The 18,019-nt window shown below is 63.9% G+C and carries 15 protein-coding genes and 1 tRNA gene; 9 read left to right on the forward strand and 7 right to left on the reverse strand.

The features are described 5' to 3' along the window. Positions 1-232 precede the first annotated feature (232 nt). Positions 233-661, reverse strand: a complete 429-nt coding sequence (locus LQ956_RS05220; RefSeq protein ID WP_430733430.1) for a Fur family transcriptional regulator — start codon at positions 659-661, stop codon at positions 233-235. A gap of 121 nt (positions 662-782) precedes the next feature. Next, positions 783-856, reverse strand: a tRNA-Gly gene (locus LQ956_RS05225). A gap of 131 nt (positions 857-987) precedes the next feature. Between LQ956_RS05225 and thiS the strand changes: the two genes are divergently transcribed. The 3 genes from thiS to trmB are packed head-to-tail and all read left to right on the forward strand — an operon-like array spanning position 988 to position 2,798. Beyond that, a complete protein-coding gene (thiS, locus tag LQ956_RS05230) occupies positions 988-1,188 on the forward strand; it encodes a sulfur carrier protein ThiS (RefSeq protein ID WP_238623276.1) in 201 nt (66 codons plus the stop codon). Positions 1,189-1,213: 25 nt separating this feature from the next. Further along, positions 1,214-2,026, forward strand: a complete 813-nt coding sequence (locus LQ956_RS05235; RefSeq protein ID WP_238623277.1) for a thiazole synthase — start codon at positions 1,214-1,216, stop codon at positions 2,024-2,026. A 55-nt stretch (positions 2,027-2,081) separates the two neighbouring features. Further along, the gene (gene trmB / locus LQ956_RS05240; protein ID WP_238623278.1) at positions 2,082-2,798 is read left to right on the forward strand and encodes a tRNA (guanosine(46)-N7)-methyltransferase TrmB; all 717 of its coding nucleotides are present in this window, start codon (positions 2,082-2,084) and stop codon (positions 2,796-2,798) included. Here the strand turns inward: trmB and LQ956_RS05245 are convergent. Then, a complete protein-coding gene (locus LQ956_RS05245) occupies positions 2,791-3,645 on the reverse strand; it encodes a universal stress protein (protein ID WP_238630222.1) in 855 nt (284 codons plus the stop codon). The two genes, trmB and LQ956_RS05245, sit on opposite strands and share 8 nt — an antisense overlap. Before the next feature lie 177 nt (positions 3,646-3,822). Between LQ956_RS05245 and LQ956_RS05250 the strand changes: the two genes are divergently transcribed. From LQ956_RS05250 to LQ956_RS05265, 4 genes are all read left to right on the forward strand, one after another. Then, positions 3,823-5,661 carry an SLC13 family permease gene (locus tag LQ956_RS05250; protein ID WP_238623280.1) on the forward strand — a complete coding sequence of 613 codons (1,839 nt, stop codon included), beginning with the start codon at positions 3,823-3,825 and terminating at the stop codon, positions 5,659-5,661. A gap of 128 nt (positions 5,662-5,789) precedes the next feature. Further along, on the forward strand, positions 5,790-6,680 hold the full coding sequence (locus LQ956_RS05255; RefSeq protein ID WP_238623281.1) for a phosphoribulokinase: 891 nt from the start codon (positions 5,790-5,792) through the stop codon (positions 6,678-6,680). A gap of 141 nt (positions 6,681-6,821) precedes the next feature. Beyond that, a complete protein-coding gene (locus LQ956_RS05260; protein WP_238623282.1) occupies positions 6,822-7,856 on the forward strand; it encodes an NADP(H)-dependent aldo-keto reductase in 1,035 nt (344 codons plus the stop codon). Between the two features lie 25 nt (positions 7,857-7,881). Next, positions 7,882-8,439, forward strand: a complete 558-nt coding sequence (locus tag LQ956_RS05265) for a thioredoxin family protein (protein WP_238623283.1) — start codon at positions 7,882-7,884, stop codon at positions 8,437-8,439. Between the two features lie 52 nt (positions 8,440-8,491). On the opposite strand, the gene LQ956_RS05270 is transcribed toward LQ956_RS05265, so the two are convergent. Then, positions 8,492-9,421, reverse strand: a complete 930-nt coding sequence (locus LQ956_RS05270) for a histone deacetylase family protein (RefSeq protein ID WP_238623284.1) — start codon at positions 9,419-9,421, stop codon at positions 8,492-8,494. Between the two features lie 167 nt (positions 9,422-9,588). Between LQ956_RS05270 and LQ956_RS05275 the strand changes: the two genes are divergently transcribed. Continuing rightward, a complete protein-coding gene (locus LQ956_RS05275; protein ID WP_238630221.1) occupies positions 9,589-12,270 on the forward strand; it encodes a bifunctional acetate--CoA ligase family protein/GNAT family N-acetyltransferase in 2,682 nt (893 codons plus the stop codon). A 16-nt stretch (positions 12,271-12,286) separates the two neighbouring features. Here LQ956_RS05275 and LQ956_RS05280 read toward each other — a convergent pair whose 3' ends face one another. Further along, on the reverse strand, positions 12,287-15,316 hold the full coding sequence (locus LQ956_RS05280) for an efflux RND transporter permease subunit (protein ID WP_238630220.1): 3,030 nt from the start codon (positions 15,314-15,316) through the stop codon (positions 12,287-12,289). Further along, positions 15,313-16,443 carry an efflux RND transporter periplasmic adaptor subunit gene (locus tag LQ956_RS05285; protein ID WP_238622845.1) on the reverse strand — a complete coding sequence of 377 codons (1,131 nt, stop codon included), beginning with the start codon at positions 16,441-16,443 and terminating at the stop codon, positions 15,313-15,315. The genes LQ956_RS05280 and LQ956_RS05285 overlap by 4 nt, the downstream gene beginning before the upstream one ends. A gap of 166 nt (positions 16,444-16,609) precedes the next feature. Between LQ956_RS05285 and LQ956_RS05290 the strand changes: the two genes are divergently transcribed. Then, the gene (locus tag LQ956_RS05290; RefSeq protein ID WP_238622846.1) at positions 16,610-17,005 is read left to right on the forward strand and encodes a hypothetical protein; all 396 of its coding nucleotides are present in this window, start codon (positions 16,610-16,612) and stop codon (positions 17,003-17,005) included. Positions 17,006-17,013: 8 nt separating this feature from the next. Here the strand turns inward: LQ956_RS05290 and LQ956_RS05295 are convergent, their stop codons facing one another. Beyond that, on the reverse strand, positions 17,014-18,018 hold the full coding sequence (locus tag LQ956_RS05295; protein WP_238622847.1) for a YhdH/YhfP family quinone oxidoreductase: 1,005 nt from the start codon (positions 18,016-18,018) through the stop codon (positions 17,014-17,016). Position 18,019: the final 1 nt, after the last annotated feature.

The raw sequence follows: 18,019 nt of genomic DNA on the forward strand, positions 1-18,019 counted from the left end.
GGCAGGCAATCCATGAAACACCGCCCCCTCTCTCCTTGGAATAGGGAACCACCTTCACGCCTCTCGCCTTGGGATAGGGGGCCACCTTCACTCCCTTCTCCCCTCGGGGGAGGAGGGCCGGGGATGAGGGGGAGGCACAACCAAGTCACCGTGCCGAAACCTTCCCCTCACCCCGGGGAGGGGCGCTTTTATGCCCGCCCCAACGAACTTCGTATAGAGGTCTTTGCCGCCTTCAAACCCGGCGGACCCGGATGACCACATCCACGCCCTCAACCACCATGCCTTCCGGCGCATCAGGCAACGCCCCCAGCTGCACCTGTCCCGGCGCCACGTCTTCCAGTATGCCGGAGTCGGTGTGGTACATATGATGATGGGGGGTCATATTGGAGTCGTAGAAGAGTCGGGCCGGGTCCACCAAGACCTCCCGAATCAGACCCTTCTTCGCAAACAAGCCCAGCGTGTTATAGACGGTGGCCTTGGACACCAGAGACTCTACTGCGTTGACCTGCACAAGCACCTGATCGGCGCAGACATGCTGCGGCCTCTCGAACAGGGCCATGGCGATGTCCACCCGCTGCTGGGTGGGCGTGATGTGGTGCTCGCGCAGCATCTTTATCACGGCCTCCCGCTCCAGAGCTGCGTTGGGATGTACCTGTCTCATGGGCATAACCATCACGATTGCGTTTAGACAAAGTCTAGCACAGAAACCTGGGCGCATCGGCCAGCACAAAGAACGTGAAGGCACTAAAGCCTGAGTCCGGAGGAAGGATACGAAAGGGAATTGGAGCGGGTGATGGGAATCGAACCCACGTCATCAGCTTGGGAAGCTGAGGTTCTACCATTGAACTACACCCGCGCAGTGGCCATAGTGTATGCGCTCGGGGTTCGCTTCTCAACGGCTATATGCACGGGGCACTCTGCGCCCCGGAGCTGCTTTACGTTAAGATGTTCGCCCCCAACGATCCGTCTTTTGAAGAACATTCCATAATGGAAATCATTGTCAATGGCGAAGCCCGCCAGCTACCGGAGCCGTCCACCGCAGCCACTCTGGTGGAAGCGCTGGGTCTGACCGGACGGCGCCTGGCCATGGAAGTGAACGGTGAGCTGCTGCCACGCAGCCGGTTCGACACATACCGCTTCAACGCCGGCGATCGCATCGAGATCGTGCAGGCCATCGGTGGCGGTTAATCCTCAACACATACACGGTATCCCCATGTCGACCACAAGCCACTCCCCGGATACGGCTACCGATTCCCCCCTGGTGATCGGTGGCACCACCTATCGCTCCCGCCTGCTGGTAGGGACCGGTAAATACAAGGACCTGGAAGAAACCCGCCAGGCCACCGAGGCCAGCGGTGCCGAGATCGTCACGGTGGCCATCCGCCGCACCAACATCGGCCAGAATGCGGGCGAACCCAATCTGCTGGATGTGCTCCCGCCGGATCGCTACACCATTCTGCCCAATACGGCCGGCTGCTATACCGCCGAAGATGCCGTGCGCACCTGCCGCCTGGCGCGGGAACTGCTGGATGGCCACGACCTGGTGAAACTCGAGGTGCTCGGCGACGAAAAGACCCTCTACCCCGACGTGGTACAAACCCTGAAGGCTGCGGAAACCCTCGTCGCCGAAGGCTTCAAGGTGATGGTCTATACCAGCGATGACCCGATCCTGGCCAAGCACCTGGAAGACATCGGCTGTGTGGCCGTCATGCCTCTGGCAGCCCCCATCGGCTCGGGCCTGGGCATCCAGAACCGCTACAACGTGCTGGAGATCGTGGAAAACGCCAATGTGCCCATCCTGGTGGACGCCGGCGTAGGCACGGCCTCGGATGCGGCCATCGCCATGGAACTGGGTTGCGACGGCGTGCTCATGAATACCGCCATCGCCGCCGCCCGCAACCCGGTCCTCATGGCCTCGGCCATGAAACACGCCATCCTGGCCGGTCGCGAAGCCTACCTGGCGGGCCGGATGCCGCGCCGGCGCTATGCCTCCGCCTCGTCCCCCATCGACGGCACCTTCTTCTAATCCATCGTTACTATCGGCGGGCCCACCCGGGTCCGCCATGGCCTGATCCCGCCTCATGACCAACTCACTGCCTTTCATGCCCACCACTGACGGCCGTCGCCGGATCCGCAGCTTCGTCCGCCGCGAAGGACGACTGACCACCGGTCAGCAGCGCGCCCTGGATGACCTCTGGCCGCGCTGGGGGCTGGCATTCACGCCGGAACCCCTGGATCTGCCCGCCCTGTTCGGCCGACAAGCACCGGTCACGCTGGAGATCGGGTTCGGTAACGGGGAATCGCTGGCACGGATGGCCGCCGAAGACCCGGACCGGAACTTCATCGGCGTGGAAGTCCATCGCCCCGGCGTCGGCCATCTGCTGCAACACATCGAAACCCTGGGGCTGACCAACCTGCGGGTAGCCTGCCACGATGCGGTGGAAGTCCTGAAGCTGCAGATCCCGGCAGGATCCCTGGACCGGATACAGATCTATTTCCCCGACCCCTGGCCGAAGAAGCGCCATCACAAACGGCGCCTGGTACAGCCGACCTTCGTGGCATTGCTGGGATCACGCCTGCGGGCAAGCGGCCTGCTGCACCTGGCCACCGACTGGGAACCCTACGCCGAACACATGCTGACGGTGATGAATCAGGCCGCCGGATTCCGCAACCTGGCCGGCGAGGGTTTCAGCCCCCGCCCCGAATACCGCCCGCTGACCAAATTCGAGCAACGAGGGCAACGGCTGGGACACGGCGTGTGGGATGTCATGTTCACCAGGGAACCGGGCGCTACTTGACCACCAGCACCGGACAGGGGGCATGACCGATGACCCGTTCGGAGACACTGCCCATGAACAGGCGCTTGAGACCTGTGCGGCCGTGGCTGCCGACGACGATCAGATCCGCACCCCGGCCGCGGGCCACATCCACGATCACCGCATCCGGCCGCCCCTGTTCCACCATACCCTCCAGCCCGGCACCCCGCCCCCGACGTTCCCGCATCAGGGTATCCAGTACGCGCTGCACCGTCTGACCGGCCTCTGCACGGCGCTCCTCGTCCAGATCCGCTGAAGTGACCGTCAGCACCGTCAGCGGCAGTTCACAAACCTCAGACAGGTGCGCTGCCGCCACGCAGGCGGCATCCCCCAGGCGGGACCCATCCGTCGCCACCAGAATTCGGCGGCGGGGACGATCCGCTCCCTGGGCGGCCACCAGCACACTGCAGGGGGCATGACCGATGATCCTGGCGGTGGAATCCCCCACCATCAGGCGGGCCAGGTCACTGCGCTGCCGACACCCCACCACGATGCAGTCCACACGCTTTTCCTCCGCCGCCTGCACCACGGGCAGATAGGCATCCACGCCGTGGCGGATCACAGTTTCGCAGCCAATGCCCATATCCACGGCTCGCTTACGCAAGAGTTCCAGATCATCCCGAGCGGCCGCCGTCTCATCCGCCACCCGGTCGGGCGCCATGGATTCGTATTCCGGATTGGTCAGCACCACCCGCATGAGGATGAGTCGGGACTCGCACCGGGATGCCGCGCCCAGCGCCACGGCCTCGGCACCGGCGCTGCATTCCGTACCGTCGGTTGCCAGCAGCAGGGTCTGGAACCGCCCCACGGGGGAGAGCTGTGAGTCCATGGCAGGGGTCTCTTAACAAAGGATTCTGTCAGATGAGCATAGCGAACTTGCAGACCTTCGGACCAGAGGCGACGCCGCACCCGAGGCGCCAAGAGAACAGTTGCATTTCGGGAATACAGTGAAATAATGGAAAGGTTTGGCGCATATATACCATAATCTAATACGCATATAATCGATATGGAATCACTGGTTCTAACACCGCAGATGATGGTGGTCCTGGGGCTACTGGGACTCACCGTCGTGCTCTTTGTCACCGAAGTGGTTCGAGTGGACGTGGCGGCCATCTGCATCATGGTGCTGCTGGGCCTGATGAGCCTGGTACCGGGCCTGCACGACGTCACCGATGTCCAGAACCTGTTCAACGGGTTTGCCAGCAACGCGGTCATGTCCATCATCGCGGTCATGATCATCGGGGCCGGGCTGGACAAGACCGGCGTCATGACCCATGTAGCCGGCTTCATCATGAAGATCGGCGGGCACACGGAGCGACGCATCTTGCCCATGGTGTCCGGCGCTGTGGGCGTCATCTCCAGCTTCATGCAGAACGTGGGCGCCGCCGCCCTGTTCATCCCCGTGGTCTCCCGGATCAGCGCCCGTACCGGGCTAAACATGTCCCGCCTGCTCATGCCCATGGGGTTTTGCGCCATTCTCGGGGGCACGATCACCATGGTGGGCTCCAGCCCCCTGATCCTGCTCAACGACCTGCTGCCGGAGGGCATGGAGCCCTTCCAGCTCTTTGACGTGACCCCCATCGGGCTCGCCCTGGTAGCCACCGGGATTCTCTATTTCGTCCTGCTGGGGCGCTACGTCCTGCCTGTCACAAAGGGGGAAAGCACCAACGCGGAAAGTACCGAGGCCTATTTCCAGCGGGTCTACGGCCTGGACTTCGTGATCCGGGAAATGCGCCTGAGCGACGGTAGCCACCTGGCAGGCCAGACCGTCGGTGATCTGGAACGGGAGTTTCCCATCATCATCGTGGCCACGTTCATGAACGGCGAGCGCCGGATCGGCCCCTGGAGCGGCCTGGCCATCGAGCCCAATGCCCATCTGGCCCTGCTGGGGCGCCATGAGGCGCTGGAGGCCTTTGCCGCCAGGACCGGCAACCGGCTCAGCGACCGACTGGATATCTTCGCCGATGCCCTGGCCCCCAACCGGTCCGGGATCGGCGAGGTGGTGATCCCGCCCAGTTCCCACCTGGTGGGCCGCTCCGTCACCGACATTGCCATGCGCAAGACCTACGGGCTGTCGGTGCTGGGCATTCATCGGGGCGAGGAAACCATCCGCCAGGGCCTGCGAGAAGTTCCACTCCAGGCGGGGGATGCCCTGGTCTGCCATTGCCGCTGGGACTCGCTGGCCCGAATCGAGAAGGACCGGGACTTCGTGGTCATCACCAGCGACTACCCCCACGAGGAGTTGCGCCCCCAGAAGGTGCATTTTGCCCTGACCTTCTTTCTCATCACCCTGACCCTGATCCTGTTCACCGAGCTGCGTCTGTCGGTGGCCCTGCTCACGGGGGCCGTGGGCATGATCCTCACCGGCGTGCTGAGCATCGATGAGGCCTACCGGGCAGTGAGCTGGAAGACGGTCTTCCTGCTGGCCAGCCTCATCCCCCTGGGCGCCGCCGTGGATCAGACCGGTACCGCCGCCTGGATCGCCCAACAGACCCTGTCTCTGCTCGGCCAGGTATCTCCCTGGATTTTGCAGGCCACCATGGCCATACTGGCCACGTTCTTCACCTTGGTGATGTCCAACGTGGGAGCCACGGTGCTACTGGTTCCGCTGGCGGTGAGCTTTGCCGTCGCGGCACAAGGCATGGGCATGGACGCGGACCCGAGGGTGTTCGCCCTCACCGTGGCCATCGCCACCTCCAATTCTTTCCTCATCCCCACGCACCAGGTCAACGCCTTGATCATGGGTCCCGGTGGCTACCGGGTTATGGACTTCGTGAGGGCGGGGAGCATCATGACGATTCTGTTCCTGATCGTATCGCTGGTGATGCTGAACCTGGTGTTCTAGGCGCATCCCGATACGAGGCAGGACTCACGACGTGCACACGATAACAAGGCGCACGGCCCCGGCCACTGGTGCGCCGCAAAAAATAATGGGTCGCAGACTTTTACCATCAAGCAAAGAGGAGTCAGAACATGTCGAAGAAACATCCCATCGTGGCCGTCACAGGCTCATCCGGCGCCGGCACTTCCACCGTCAAAAACGCCTTTGAGCACATTTTCCGCCGCGAACACATCAACCCGGTGGTCATCGAGGGTGACAGTTTCCATCGCTACAACCGGACGGAAATGAAGCAGGCGATGAAAGAGGCGGGCACCCGGGGCAACAATCATTTCAGCCACTTCGGCCCCGATGCCAACCTGTTCGACAAGCTGGAGGAACTGTTCAAGACCTACGGCGAAACGGGTACCGGCAAAAAGCGCTACTACATCCACAATGATGATGAGGCCGCCCATCACAATGCCCGCCTCAACAGCAACCTCAAGCCCGGCGAATTCACCTCCTGGGAAGATATTACCGACGGTACGGACCTGATGTTCTATGAGGGCCTGCACGGCCTGGTGAAGGATGGTGACGTGGACGTATCCCGGCATGTGGACCTGGGCATCGGCGTGGTCCCCATCGTCAATCTGGAGTGGATTCAGAAGATCTTCCGTGACAACGCGGAACGAGGTTACACCGCCGAGGCCATCGTCGACACCATGCTGCGGCGCATGCCCGACTACGTGAACTTCATCACCCCGCAGTTCTCCCGCACCGACATCAACTTCCAGCGGGTGCCCACGGTAGACACATCCAACCCGTTCATTGCCCGCGACATCCCCACCCCGGACGAAAGCCTGGTGGTGATCCGCTTCCGCGATCCCAAGCGCTTCGGGGTGGATTTCGTCTACCTGCTGAACATGATCCATGACTCCTTCATGTCACGGCGCAACACCATCGTGGTGCCCGGCGGCAAGATGGGGCTGGCCATGGAAATCATCCTGGCCCCCATCATCCGCGACCTGCTGGAAAAACGCAGATAAGTCCCGTCACGCCCGGCATCGCAGGGGACTTCCACGCGGGAGTCCCCGACGAATACCCATCACGGACAGACCCATTGCCGTGTCATTGCGCACATCCTGGATTACCATGCCCTGAACGCTTGAACCGGACAGGAGAAGATCATGCAATACAGGCCTCTGGGCACCTCGGATATCACGGTGAGCGAACTCTGCCTGGGCACCATGACCTGGGGCGAACAGAATACCGAAGCCGAGGCCTACAGCCAGCTGGACATGGCAGTGGACCACGGCATCAACTTCATCGACACGGCGGAACTCTACCCGGTCCCTCCCGGCGCGGAGACCCAGGGCCGTACCGAAACCTACCTGGGCAACTGGCTGGCCCGGCGGGGAAGCCGTGATGACCTGGTGATCGCCACCAAGGCCGCCGGCCCCGGCAGCGAGCTGGGGCATATCCGCGGCGGCCCCCGCCATGACCGCGCCCACCTGGAGCAGGCCCTGCACGACAGCCTCCAGCGTCTGCAGACCGACTACGTGGACCTGTACCAGATCCACTGGCCCATGCGCAGCACCAACTACTTCGGCAAGCTGGCCTATGAGCACCAACCGGAAACGGATGACACTCCCATCGCCGAAACGCTGGCAGTGCTGGGAGATCTGGTCAAGGCGGGCAAGGTGCGCACCGTCGGCATTTCCAATGAGACACCCTGGGGCCTGATGGAATACCTGCGCGTGGCCGAGCGCCAGGACTTGCCTCGCGTCGTCTCCATCCAGAACCCCTACAACCTGCTCAACCGCAGTTTCGAAGTGGGGCTGGCGGAAATGGCGCACCGGGAACAAGTGGGGCTGCTGGCCTATTCACCCATGGCCTTCGGCGCCCTGAGCGGCAAATATCTGGAGTCCCCGCCCGCAGATGGTCGCCTGAGCCTGTTCTCCCGGTTTTCCCGCTACTCCGGGGAACACGGCGTAGCGGCCATCCGCGCCTATGTGGACATCGCCCGGCGCCACGGGCTGTCACCGGCCCAAATGGCACTGGCCTTCGTCAACAGCCGCGGCTTTTTGACCAGCAACATCATCGGCGCCACCCGACTGGATCAACTGGAAGAAAACATCGCCAGCCTGGACATCACATTGAGCGAAGCCGTCCTGGTGGAGATCGAGGCGGTGCACCAGCGCCACACCATCCCCTGCCCATGACGTCATCACGAGGAGGACACACACCATGGCAAGAACAGAATCCAAGATGCTGGAACTGGGCACCCCGGCCCCGGCATTCCACCTGCCCGACCCGAGCACTGGCCGGCAGGTATCCCTGGATGACTTCCCCGATGCCCGGGGCTATGTTATCGCCTTCATCTGCAATCACTGCCCCTTCGTGCAGCTGATCCGTCATGAATTTGCCCGTTTCGGCCGAACCTATACCGACAAGGGGCTGGCGGTCATCGCCATCAATGCCAATGATGTCGAGAACTACCCGGAAGACAGCCCGGAGAAGATGCAAGACGAGGCCCGTCGTTTCGGCTACACCTTCCCCTACCTGTTCGACGAGACCCAGGCGGTGGCCAGGGCCTATGATGCCGCCTGCACGCCGGATTTTTATCTGTTCGACGCAGACCGCCGTCTGTTCTACCGGGGACAGTTCGATGCCTCCCGCCCCGGCAGCGACATCCCGGTCACCGGCGAAGACCTGCGCGCCGCCGCCGATGCCCTGCTGGCAGGGCAGCCGGCGCCGCAGGAGCAGAAGCCCAGTCTGGGCTGTAACATCAAGTGGAAGGAATAGTACCAGCCACCCTTCTCCCCTTTTGGGGAGAAGGGTCGGGGATGGAGAGCCGTCACGGCCCGATCAGGGCATCCACGTGCACACAGGCCGACCGCCCCAGGGACGACAGGGCATACCCCCCTTCAAGACAGGACACCACCCGCCCTTCACCATGACGCTGGGCAATCTCCCGCAGTTTGCGCGTCACCCAGGCGTAGTCGTCCTCAATGAGCATGAAGTCGGCCATGTCCTCCTCCCGATGGGCATCAAAACCGGCTGAGATCATCATCAGCTGGGGCCGGAAGGCCTCCAGAGCCGGCAGCCAGTGCTCCGCCACCGCTTCTCGGAAATCCGTACCCGTCGTCCCCTTGGGCAGCGGCACACCGACGATATGCGAGGTATCCGCCTCCGTGCCGGTAAAGGGATAGAAGGGGTGCTGGAAGGTGGAACAGAACATCACCCGTGGCTCATTCCGGAAGATCTCTTCCGTCCCATTACCGTGGTGGACATCAAAATCCACCACCGCCACTCGCTCCAGACCGTGACGCGCCAAGGCATGGGCGGCCCCTACTGCAATGTTGTTGAAGATGCAAAAACCCATGGCGCGGGCACGCTCCGCGTGGTGACCCGGGGGGCGCACGCTGCAGAAAGCCGAGTTGGCCTCACCGCCCATGACCAGATCCACCGCCAGGATGGTCGCCCCCGCCGCGCGCCGGGCCGCCTGCAGGGTATGCTCGGTCATCACCGTGTCCCCCTCATCCAGACAGACCATCCCGCCCACGCCCGGTGCCGAGGCCTCCACCCAGTCAATATAATCCTCGGCATGGACGCGCAGCAGCTGTTCCCGGGTGACCAGGGGCGCGTCGTAATAGCGCAGCAACATACCCAGCCCCGAGGCCAGCATGCGATCATCAATGGCCGCCAGACGCTCAGGCACCTCAGGATGATGTGTGGCAACCCGATGCAGGGTACAGTCATGATGGGTGATGAATGCGATGGTCATGGTCATGGACTCCTTGATAGTCGTGACCATACTACCGCGAAGCAGTGCAGCAAAAAGAGGCGCGCAAACTGATGAAAGCCCTACTCGGAAAGCGGTTTCGCCGCACCGCAGCATCCACCGTACTATACTCGGACGAACACTCACTCAGGGGCATCGACCGTCGAATCATGGGACCTCACTTTCTCAGCCGCATCTTCACCCCTCGCAGCGTGGCCGTCATCGGCGCCAGCGAGCGGCCCAACGCCCTCGGCACCCTGGTCTTCAGCAACCTCATCGATGCCGGCTTCAATGGCGAGCTCTACCCGATCAATCCCAAGCATGAGAACGTCCAGGGTCGCAAGGCCTACCCGGATGTGGAAGCCATCGGTCGTCCGGTGGACATGGTGGTCGTGGCCACGCCCGCGCGCACGGTGCCCGGCATCCTGCGTCATTGCGGCGAACACGGGGTAAAAGGCGCCGTGGTCCTGTCCGCCGGGTTCAGCGAGGGTGGCCGGGTGGGCAAGCGCCTGGAACAGGAAGTGATGGAGATCGCCAAGGAGTACGATCTGCGTCTCCTCGGTCCCAACTGCCTGGGCATCATGCGTCCCAGCCGGGGCATGAACGCCACTTTCAGCAATAACCGGGCCCAGCCCGGCAACCTGGCCCTGGTCTCCCAGTCCGGCGCCATCTGCACCGGCATCCTGGACTGGGCGGAAAGCCAGGAGATCGGCTTTTCCGCCGTGGTCTCCATGGGCGATGCCTCGGACGTGGACTTCGGCGAGGTGCTGGACTACCTGGCCCTGGACCGGGAGACCCGCAGCATCCTGGTCTATGTGGAAGGGGTCCGCAACGCCCGACGATTCATGAGCGGCCTGAGGGCAGCGGCCCGCATGAAACCGGTCATTGTCATCAAATCAGGTCGTCATGCGGAAGGCTCAAGGGCGGCCATGTCCCATACCGGCGCCCTGGTCGGGGCCGACGATGTCTTCGACGCCGCCCTGGAGCGCGCCGGCGCCGTGCGGGCCATGACCATCCAGCAACTGTTCTCCGCGGCCCGCATCCTCTCCAGCGGCTACAAGATCGAAGGCAATCGACTGGCCATCGTCACCAACGCGGGCGGCCCCGGCGTGATGGCCACGGACCGGGCCGTGGAACTGGATATCACCATGGCCCAACTCAGCGCCGCCACCATGGAAAAGCTGAACAAGGCCCTGCCGGACCAGTGGTCCCACGGTAATCCCATTGACCTTCTGGGGGATGCGGATGATGGTCGTTTCGATGCGGCCCTCAAGGCCTGCCTGGATGATGAAGGCGTGGACGGCACCATCGTCATGCTCACCCCCCAGGCCATGACCGATCCCCTGGGCGTGGCAAAGACCATCACCCCGATGGCCCGCAAGGCACGGAAACCGGTACTGGCCTGCTGGATGGGAGACAAGCAGGTTCGCGCCGCCCGGGAACACTTCACCCGGGAACGGCTACCCCACTTCACTACCCCGGAAGCCTCGGTGGAGGCCTTTGCCTATCTGGCCGCCCACAAGCGTAACCAGCGCCTGCTGCTGCAGGTGCCCGGCCCGCTCTCCGACCGCACCCGCACCGACGTGCAGGGTGCCCGGCTCATCATCGAAAGCGCCCTGTCCGAAGGCCGCAAGGTCCTGAGCACCATGGAATCCAAGGCGATATTGTCCGCCTTTCGCATTCCGGTCACCCAGACCATGCGCGCCAACACCGCCAGTGAGGCCCTGGTGGCCGCCGGCACGGTGGGCTATCCCGTGGCCATGAAGATCGACTCCCCGGACATCACCCACAAATCCGACGTGCAGGGGGTACGGCTGAACATCGCCAGCGCCGAATCCGTGCGCAGCGCCTTCCAGACCATGATCGAGGACACCCGGCGCCTGCGCCCCGACGCCCGCATCAACGGCGTCACCATCGAGCGCATGCACAAGAGCACCTATGGTCGAGAACTGATGGTGGGTGTACTTCGGGACCCGGTGTTCGGCCCGGTGATCAGCTTCGGCGCCGGCGGGACTTCCGTGGAAGTCATCAAGGACCGGGCCGTGGCCCTGCCGCCCCTGAACGAGGTCATCATCGAGGGCATGATCGCCCGCACCAAGGTGGCCAAGCTGCTCAAGGAATTCCGCAACATGCCGGCGGTAGACGACGAAGCCCTGGAACAGGTGCTGCTGCGGGTTTCGGAGATGGTCTGTGAACTACCGGAAATCCAGGACATGGACATCAACCCCCTGATCGCCGATGAGCGGGGACTGGCTGCGGTGGATGCCCGCCTCTCCGTGGACTATCCCCCGTCGATGCCGGACCGCTATGCCCACATGGCCATCCACCCCTACCCTGCCCATTTGGTGAACCAGTGGCAACTGCCGGACGGTGTCAACCTGACCATTCGCCCGATCCGACCGGAGGATGCCAAGATCGAGCAGGAGTTCGTGCGCAACCTTTCACCGGAGGCGCGCTATTTCCGCTTCATGCAGGCGGTGCATGAACTCACCCCCCACATGCTGGTGCGCTTCACCCAGATCGACTATGACCGGGAGATGGCCCTGATCGCCGTACGTGAGCAGCCGGACGGCTCGGAACTGCAGATCGCCGTGGCCCGTTACACCGCCAACCCGGACCAGCAGAGCTGCGAGTTCGGCCTGGTGGTGGCGGACGAATGGCAGGGCCGGGGCATCGGGTCGCACCTGATGAACGAACTCATGGACGTCGCCCGCTCCCGGGGCCTGCGCACCATGGAAGGGGAGGTGCTGTCCCAGAACACCAACATGATCGCCCTCATGCACCGGCTGGGCTTCACCTCCCGCAATAGCCACGAGGATGACGGCATCAAGGTGGTGAGCAAGCGGCTCTGAACCTCATCAAGCGCCGTCAGCTGCCGAACAGGACCGCATAGAACAGCGGCACCGCCAACAGGGTCAGCAGAGATGCCAGGGCCAGGCCGAACATGATGGCGATGGCCATGGGGGCCCAGAACGGACCGGACAGGGCCAGGGGAATCATGCCCAGCACCGTGGTCAGGGCCGCCAGCATCACCGGGCGGACGCGGCTCACCGCCGCCTCCACCAGGGCTTGGCGCGTATCCTCCGCCCGCTCCATCTCCAGATCGATCTGCTCCACCATCACGATGGCGTTCTTGATGATCATGCCTGACAGGCTCATCACCCCCAGCAGCGCCATGAAGCCGAAGGGCTGCTGCAGCAACAGCAGGCCCGCGCTGACGCCCACCACCCCCAAAGGCACGGTCAGCAGGATGATCAGGGAACGGCGGTAGCTGTTGAACTGGGCCATGAGCACCAACGCCATCAGCCCCAGCACCACCGGCACCGGCTGCAGGACGCCCCGCTGGGCCTCGGCAGACTTGGCCGCCTCCCCGTCCCAGGCCAAGCGATAGCCCACCGGCAGCGGCAGATCCTCCACCGCACGGGCCAGATCCCGCACCACCTCATGGGCAGTGGCGCCGGGCACCAGATCCATCTGCAGGGTCAGCGCCCGTTCCCGGTCCAGGCGCCAGATCACGGCGTCTTCCCAAACCACGGAAATATCGGCCACCTGCAGCAGGGGCACCGGCCGGTTTCCCTGTTCGGGCCAGATCACCATGGTCTCCACCCGGGTGGGATCGGTGCGCTCCTCCAGGGGAAAACGCCAGACAATCGGGATGCGCTTGTCATCTTCCAGATACACGCCGATGGTCTGGCCGGCAAAGGCCGTGGCCAGGGCCTCGGCCACGGCGGCACTGGTGATATTGGCTCGGCGGGCGCGTTCCTGGTCCACCTGGACCTGGATCTGCGGTGTCTTGTCCCGCCAGTTAGGGTACACATGGGCCACCCTGGTATCGGCACGCAGCCGTGTTGCGGCCTCCTCCGCCAGTTCCCGCAGCACCACCCGGTCAGGCCCCAGGATGCGCAGCATCACCGGATAGCGCACCGGGTCGCCCAACTGCATGGGCCGCACCCGGGGTTCGGCATCGGGAAAGCCCTCGCGCATGAAGCTCAGGGTCCGGGCCATCATCGGCTCCAGGTCCCTGACCTCATGGAGATTGACCAGAATCTGACCAAACGCGGGATTGGGACTTTCGGGCAACATGGGCAGATAGAAACGGGGCGTCCCCTCGCCGATGAAGGCCGTCACCGTGTCCACCTCCTCGTGTGAACCCAGCCAGTCCTCAATGGCCGCCATGTCGGCGGCGGTGTGGGTGATGCGACTGCCCTCCGGCAACCAGTAGTCCACCATGAACTGCGCCCGCTGCGCCGGCGGGAAAAAAATCTGAGGCACCAGCATGAAACCCAGCACCGCCACGATCAGCAGACCCACGAAGGTGGCCATAGCCGTGCGCCGCCAGACGAGCAGCTTGTCAAGCAGCCGGCGAAAGCCCCTATACAGACGTCCCCCATAGGGGTCCTGACCTTCCCCGCCGGAGCGGACCTTCATCCAGCGATGGCACATCACCGGCGTGACCGTGATGGCCAGCACCCAGCTCAGCAACAGACTGAAGCCCACCACCCAGAACAGGGAGCGGGTGAACTCACCGGTGGCCGTATTAGTCAGGGCAATGGGTGAGAAGGCCAGCACCGCGACCAGAGTGGCCGAAAGTAGCGGCAAGGCCGTCTCGGCCACCGCCTCCCGCGCCGCCTCCAACCGGTCCAGACCCCGCTGCATCTTCACATAGGTGAGTTCCGCCACCACGATGGCGTTGTCCACCATCATGCCCAGTACGATCACCAGCGCCCCCAGAGAAACCCGGTGCAGATCGATACCGGCGATCCACATGGCGATAAAAGTGGCCAGGATGGTGAACGGCACCCCGGAACCCACGATCAGCCCGGTGCGCAACCCCAGGGAAATCAGTAGCACAGCGATGACGATCGCCACCGCCATAGCCAGATTGACCATGAATTCGTTGATGGCCGTGCGCACCTCCCGGGGCTGGTCGGCGATGATGCCGAAAGCCATGCCCACCGGCAGGGTACGGGTGATCGCCTCCAGGCGCTCGTTCACCAGGCGTCCCAGATCCACCACGTTCACCCCCGACGTGGGCACGATGCCGATGGCCAGGGCCGGGGTCCCGTCATAGCGCAGCAGGGCCTCCGGCGGGTCGGCAAAGCCCCGGCGCACCTCGGCAAAATCCCGCAGATAGACCAGATTGCCGGTAACCGAACTGCGAATGGCCAGGTCCCGGATCTGGTCCAGAGACTCGAATACTCCGCTGGCAAAGATACGCACCTGCCGAGGCCCCAGTTCCACAAACCCCGCCGGGGCCACCACGTTCTGACGGTTCAGGGCCTGCACCACCAGATGGGGGGTCAGCCCCATCTCGGCGATCTTGTCCCGGGAGGTCTCCACGAACACCCGCTCCCCCTGGGCACCGAAGATCTCCACCTTGGCCACCCCGGGTACCCGCAGCAGCTCCCGACGCACGGTATCGGTGATGCGGTCCAGGTCATCGTAGCCGTACCCTTCCCCCGTGAGCGACAGCAGCATGGCGAAAACATCCCCGTACTCGTCATCCACGAAGGGGCCGACGACACCCTCCGGCAAGGCCAGGGCCGCCTCACTGACCTTGTGGCGCAGTTCATCCCAGATCTGGCGCAGCTGCTCGGCCCCGTGCCGCTCCTGGATATCGACGAAGATCACCGAGACCCCGTCCCGACTGTAGGACTCCACCTGATCCAGTACCCCCATCTGCTGGATCTTGAGCTCGATGCGCTCGGTCACCTCCTGCTCCACCCGCACTGCCCGGGCGCCAGGATATTCGGTGTAGACCACGGCGGTACGCACCGTGAACTCCGGGTCTTCCAGCTGCCCCAGCTGGGTGTAGGCGATCATGCCGACCAGCACCAGCAACACCACCACGAAGCCCACGAAACGGCCATTGCGAATGGACCAGACGGCGGCATTCATCGGCGCGCGCCCCGGATATCATCCTCGGTCAGCAACCGCACCCACTGGCCCTCTTCCAGATGTTGCACCCCGGCCACCACCACCCGCTGCCCGACCTGCAGGTCCCCCTTGATGCGCATGCCTTCGCGCTCCAGGGGACCCAGGCTCACCGGGACCCGGTGTACCCGCTCATCCGCCTCATCCAGACGCCAGACATGGTGTTCGCCCTGGTGCTCCAGCACCGCCGTCAGGGGCACCAGGAAATGATCGGCGATGCGCCCTTCCGGCAGGCCTGCGCGAAAATCCACTCGAGCGGTCATGCCCGGCAGGATCTGCCGGTCCGGGTTAGCCACGGCGATACGCACCGGGTAGGTCTGGGTGTCCTCATCCACATCCACCCCGATGGCCTTCAGGCGTCCGGGATAGTCGCGGTCCAGAGCGGCAAAATGCACATCTACCGACGTCAGGCGCTCCCGATGCACCACCAGGGTCTCCGGCATACCCACCCGAAGCTCGATCACATCCAGGCGATCCAGCACAAAGACCACCCGCTGGGGACTGACCTGCTCGAAAGGCTCAATGGCACGCACCGCCACATGGGCATTGAAGGGCGACCGCAGCACGGTGTCCTCCAGGGCCGCCCGGGCCGTTGCCAGTCCTTCGGTCAGCGCATCCCGCTGCCCCCGGGCCTGGCGAAAACCGGCCTGGAGACGATCAAAATCGGCGCGACTGATGGTACCGTCGGCCACCAGAGTCCGACCCCGCTCAAAATTGGCCCGGGCCTCGGCCAGTTGCCCCTCGGCCGCCGCCAGCTGTCCCTCCAACTCACGCACCTTGAGCCGATAATCCCGGTCATCCAGGCGCGCCAGCTCGGTGCCGGCGAGGACATAATCCCCTAGATCCGCCCGCACCGAGACCACCTGGCCGGACACCCGGAAGGCCAGGCCGGTTCGTTCCGCCGCCTCGGCCCGGGCGCTGAAACTACGCGCCGCCAGTCCCGTCGGACTTTCCAGGGCAACCGCCATCACCGGACGCGCCCGGGGTTCCGGCTCCGGTTCGGGCGGGCCGCCGCAGGCACTGAGCAGGCAGACAGCAAGCAGGGAAGACACGAAAGGAAACCAGGGCCGGTTGGGAGCAAGAGGAGGCATCCGTTCTTTCCTTTGGCAGATCGACATGGAGGTCAAACCGGGATATGGGGCCAGAATAACAGGGATGGCAGGCGCTTCGAGACGGCTACAAAATCGAATTGACAGGAAAGGCCTGATTTGGGCGTTATCAATGACACGGCCGGGGCCGATGCATTAGTATGCGCTTATGAATGACTCAGGCTCCTGGACACTCTGGCTGCTCGTACCCATGGCGTTGGTTGCAGGTATCGGCATCACCCTCTGGGCCACCACCCCGGAGCTATCCCTGCCCGAGCGTTCCATCATCGTGCATGTGCAGAACCGCACCGACGAGACCATCCCCACGGTGGAAATCGGTTACGCCAACGTCGATACCGAGCAGCACACCACCCTCCTGCAGTTACGGGCCGGAGAGACCCGCACCATCACCCTCAATCATGAACCGGGCCTGGGCTACAACATCGAGGCCCACCTGGCTGACGGCAGGGTGCTGGATATCTGTGGCGGCCGGCATCCCGAAAGCCGCGTGATGCGGGAAGTGATCACTCGGGATTCCATCCTCTCGGGCATCGGCCAACCCTGATCGCCGAATCAGGTTTCGGAGCGAAGATTCACCAGGATTCGCCCCCAGGTCCTACCCGCCAGCATGCGGCGGCTGAACTCGGGCAGCTGCGACAGGACAATCTCCTCACTCAAGATGGAATCCAGATGAGGAATCGCCCAGTCACTGCCCAGCCGCTCCCACAGGGGACCTCGCATGGGCAGGGGACAGTTGGCGGACGTCACCCCCAGCAGTGACACGCCCCGCAGGATGAAGGGCATGACCGTGGTGCGCAGATCCGCGCCACCGGCCAGCCCCACCACCACGATATTGCCCCAGTCATCCACGGTGCGAGCCAACCAGCCCAGGACTTCACCACCCAGCACGTCCACGGCGCCCGCCCAGCGGGCCGTCTCCAGCGGGCGAAAACCCATGGACACACCATGCCGGTCCAGCACCTCCGACGCCCCCAACGACCTGAGCCAGGGGGCCATCTCCGGCTTCCCGGTGAGGGCCACCACCTCGTAGCCCTGGGCGGCCAGCAGGCTGATCGTCAGGGCGCCGACCCCGCCGCTGGCGCCGGTGACCAGGATCGGACCCATTTCAGGGCGCTGATGGTTTTCCTGAAAACGCTTGAAAATCAGGGCGGTGGTTAGCCCCGCCGTGCCCAGGATCATGGCCTGACGGCAATCCATTCCGGCAGGCAGGGGCACCACCCAGTCGGCGGGCACCCGGATGCGACCGGCGAACCCCCCGTGGTGATACTCCCCCAGGCCCGCCCCGGTGACCAGTACCGGATCACCGGGCTTGAAGCGGGTATCCGAAGAAGCGATTACTTCACCGGCCGCATCGACGCCGCCCACAATGGGAGAACGACGCAGCACCCGACCGCTGCCGGTAATACCCAGGGCGTCCTTGTAGTTGAGCGAGGAATAATGAACCGCCACCTCCACGTCCCCGGGCATGAGATCGGCCTCATCCATACGGATGAAATCGATGCGCTCAGGCCCTTGAGCCTGGTCACGTATCAGCAGGGCCGGGAAGGTGGCGTCCATG

Source organism: Ectothiorhodospira lacustris, from assembly GCF_022227845.1.
In the GTDB taxonomy this organism is placed as follows: domain Bacteria; phylum Pseudomonadota; class Gammaproteobacteria; order Ectothiorhodospirales; family Ectothiorhodospiraceae; genus Ectothiorhodospira; species Ectothiorhodospira lacustris.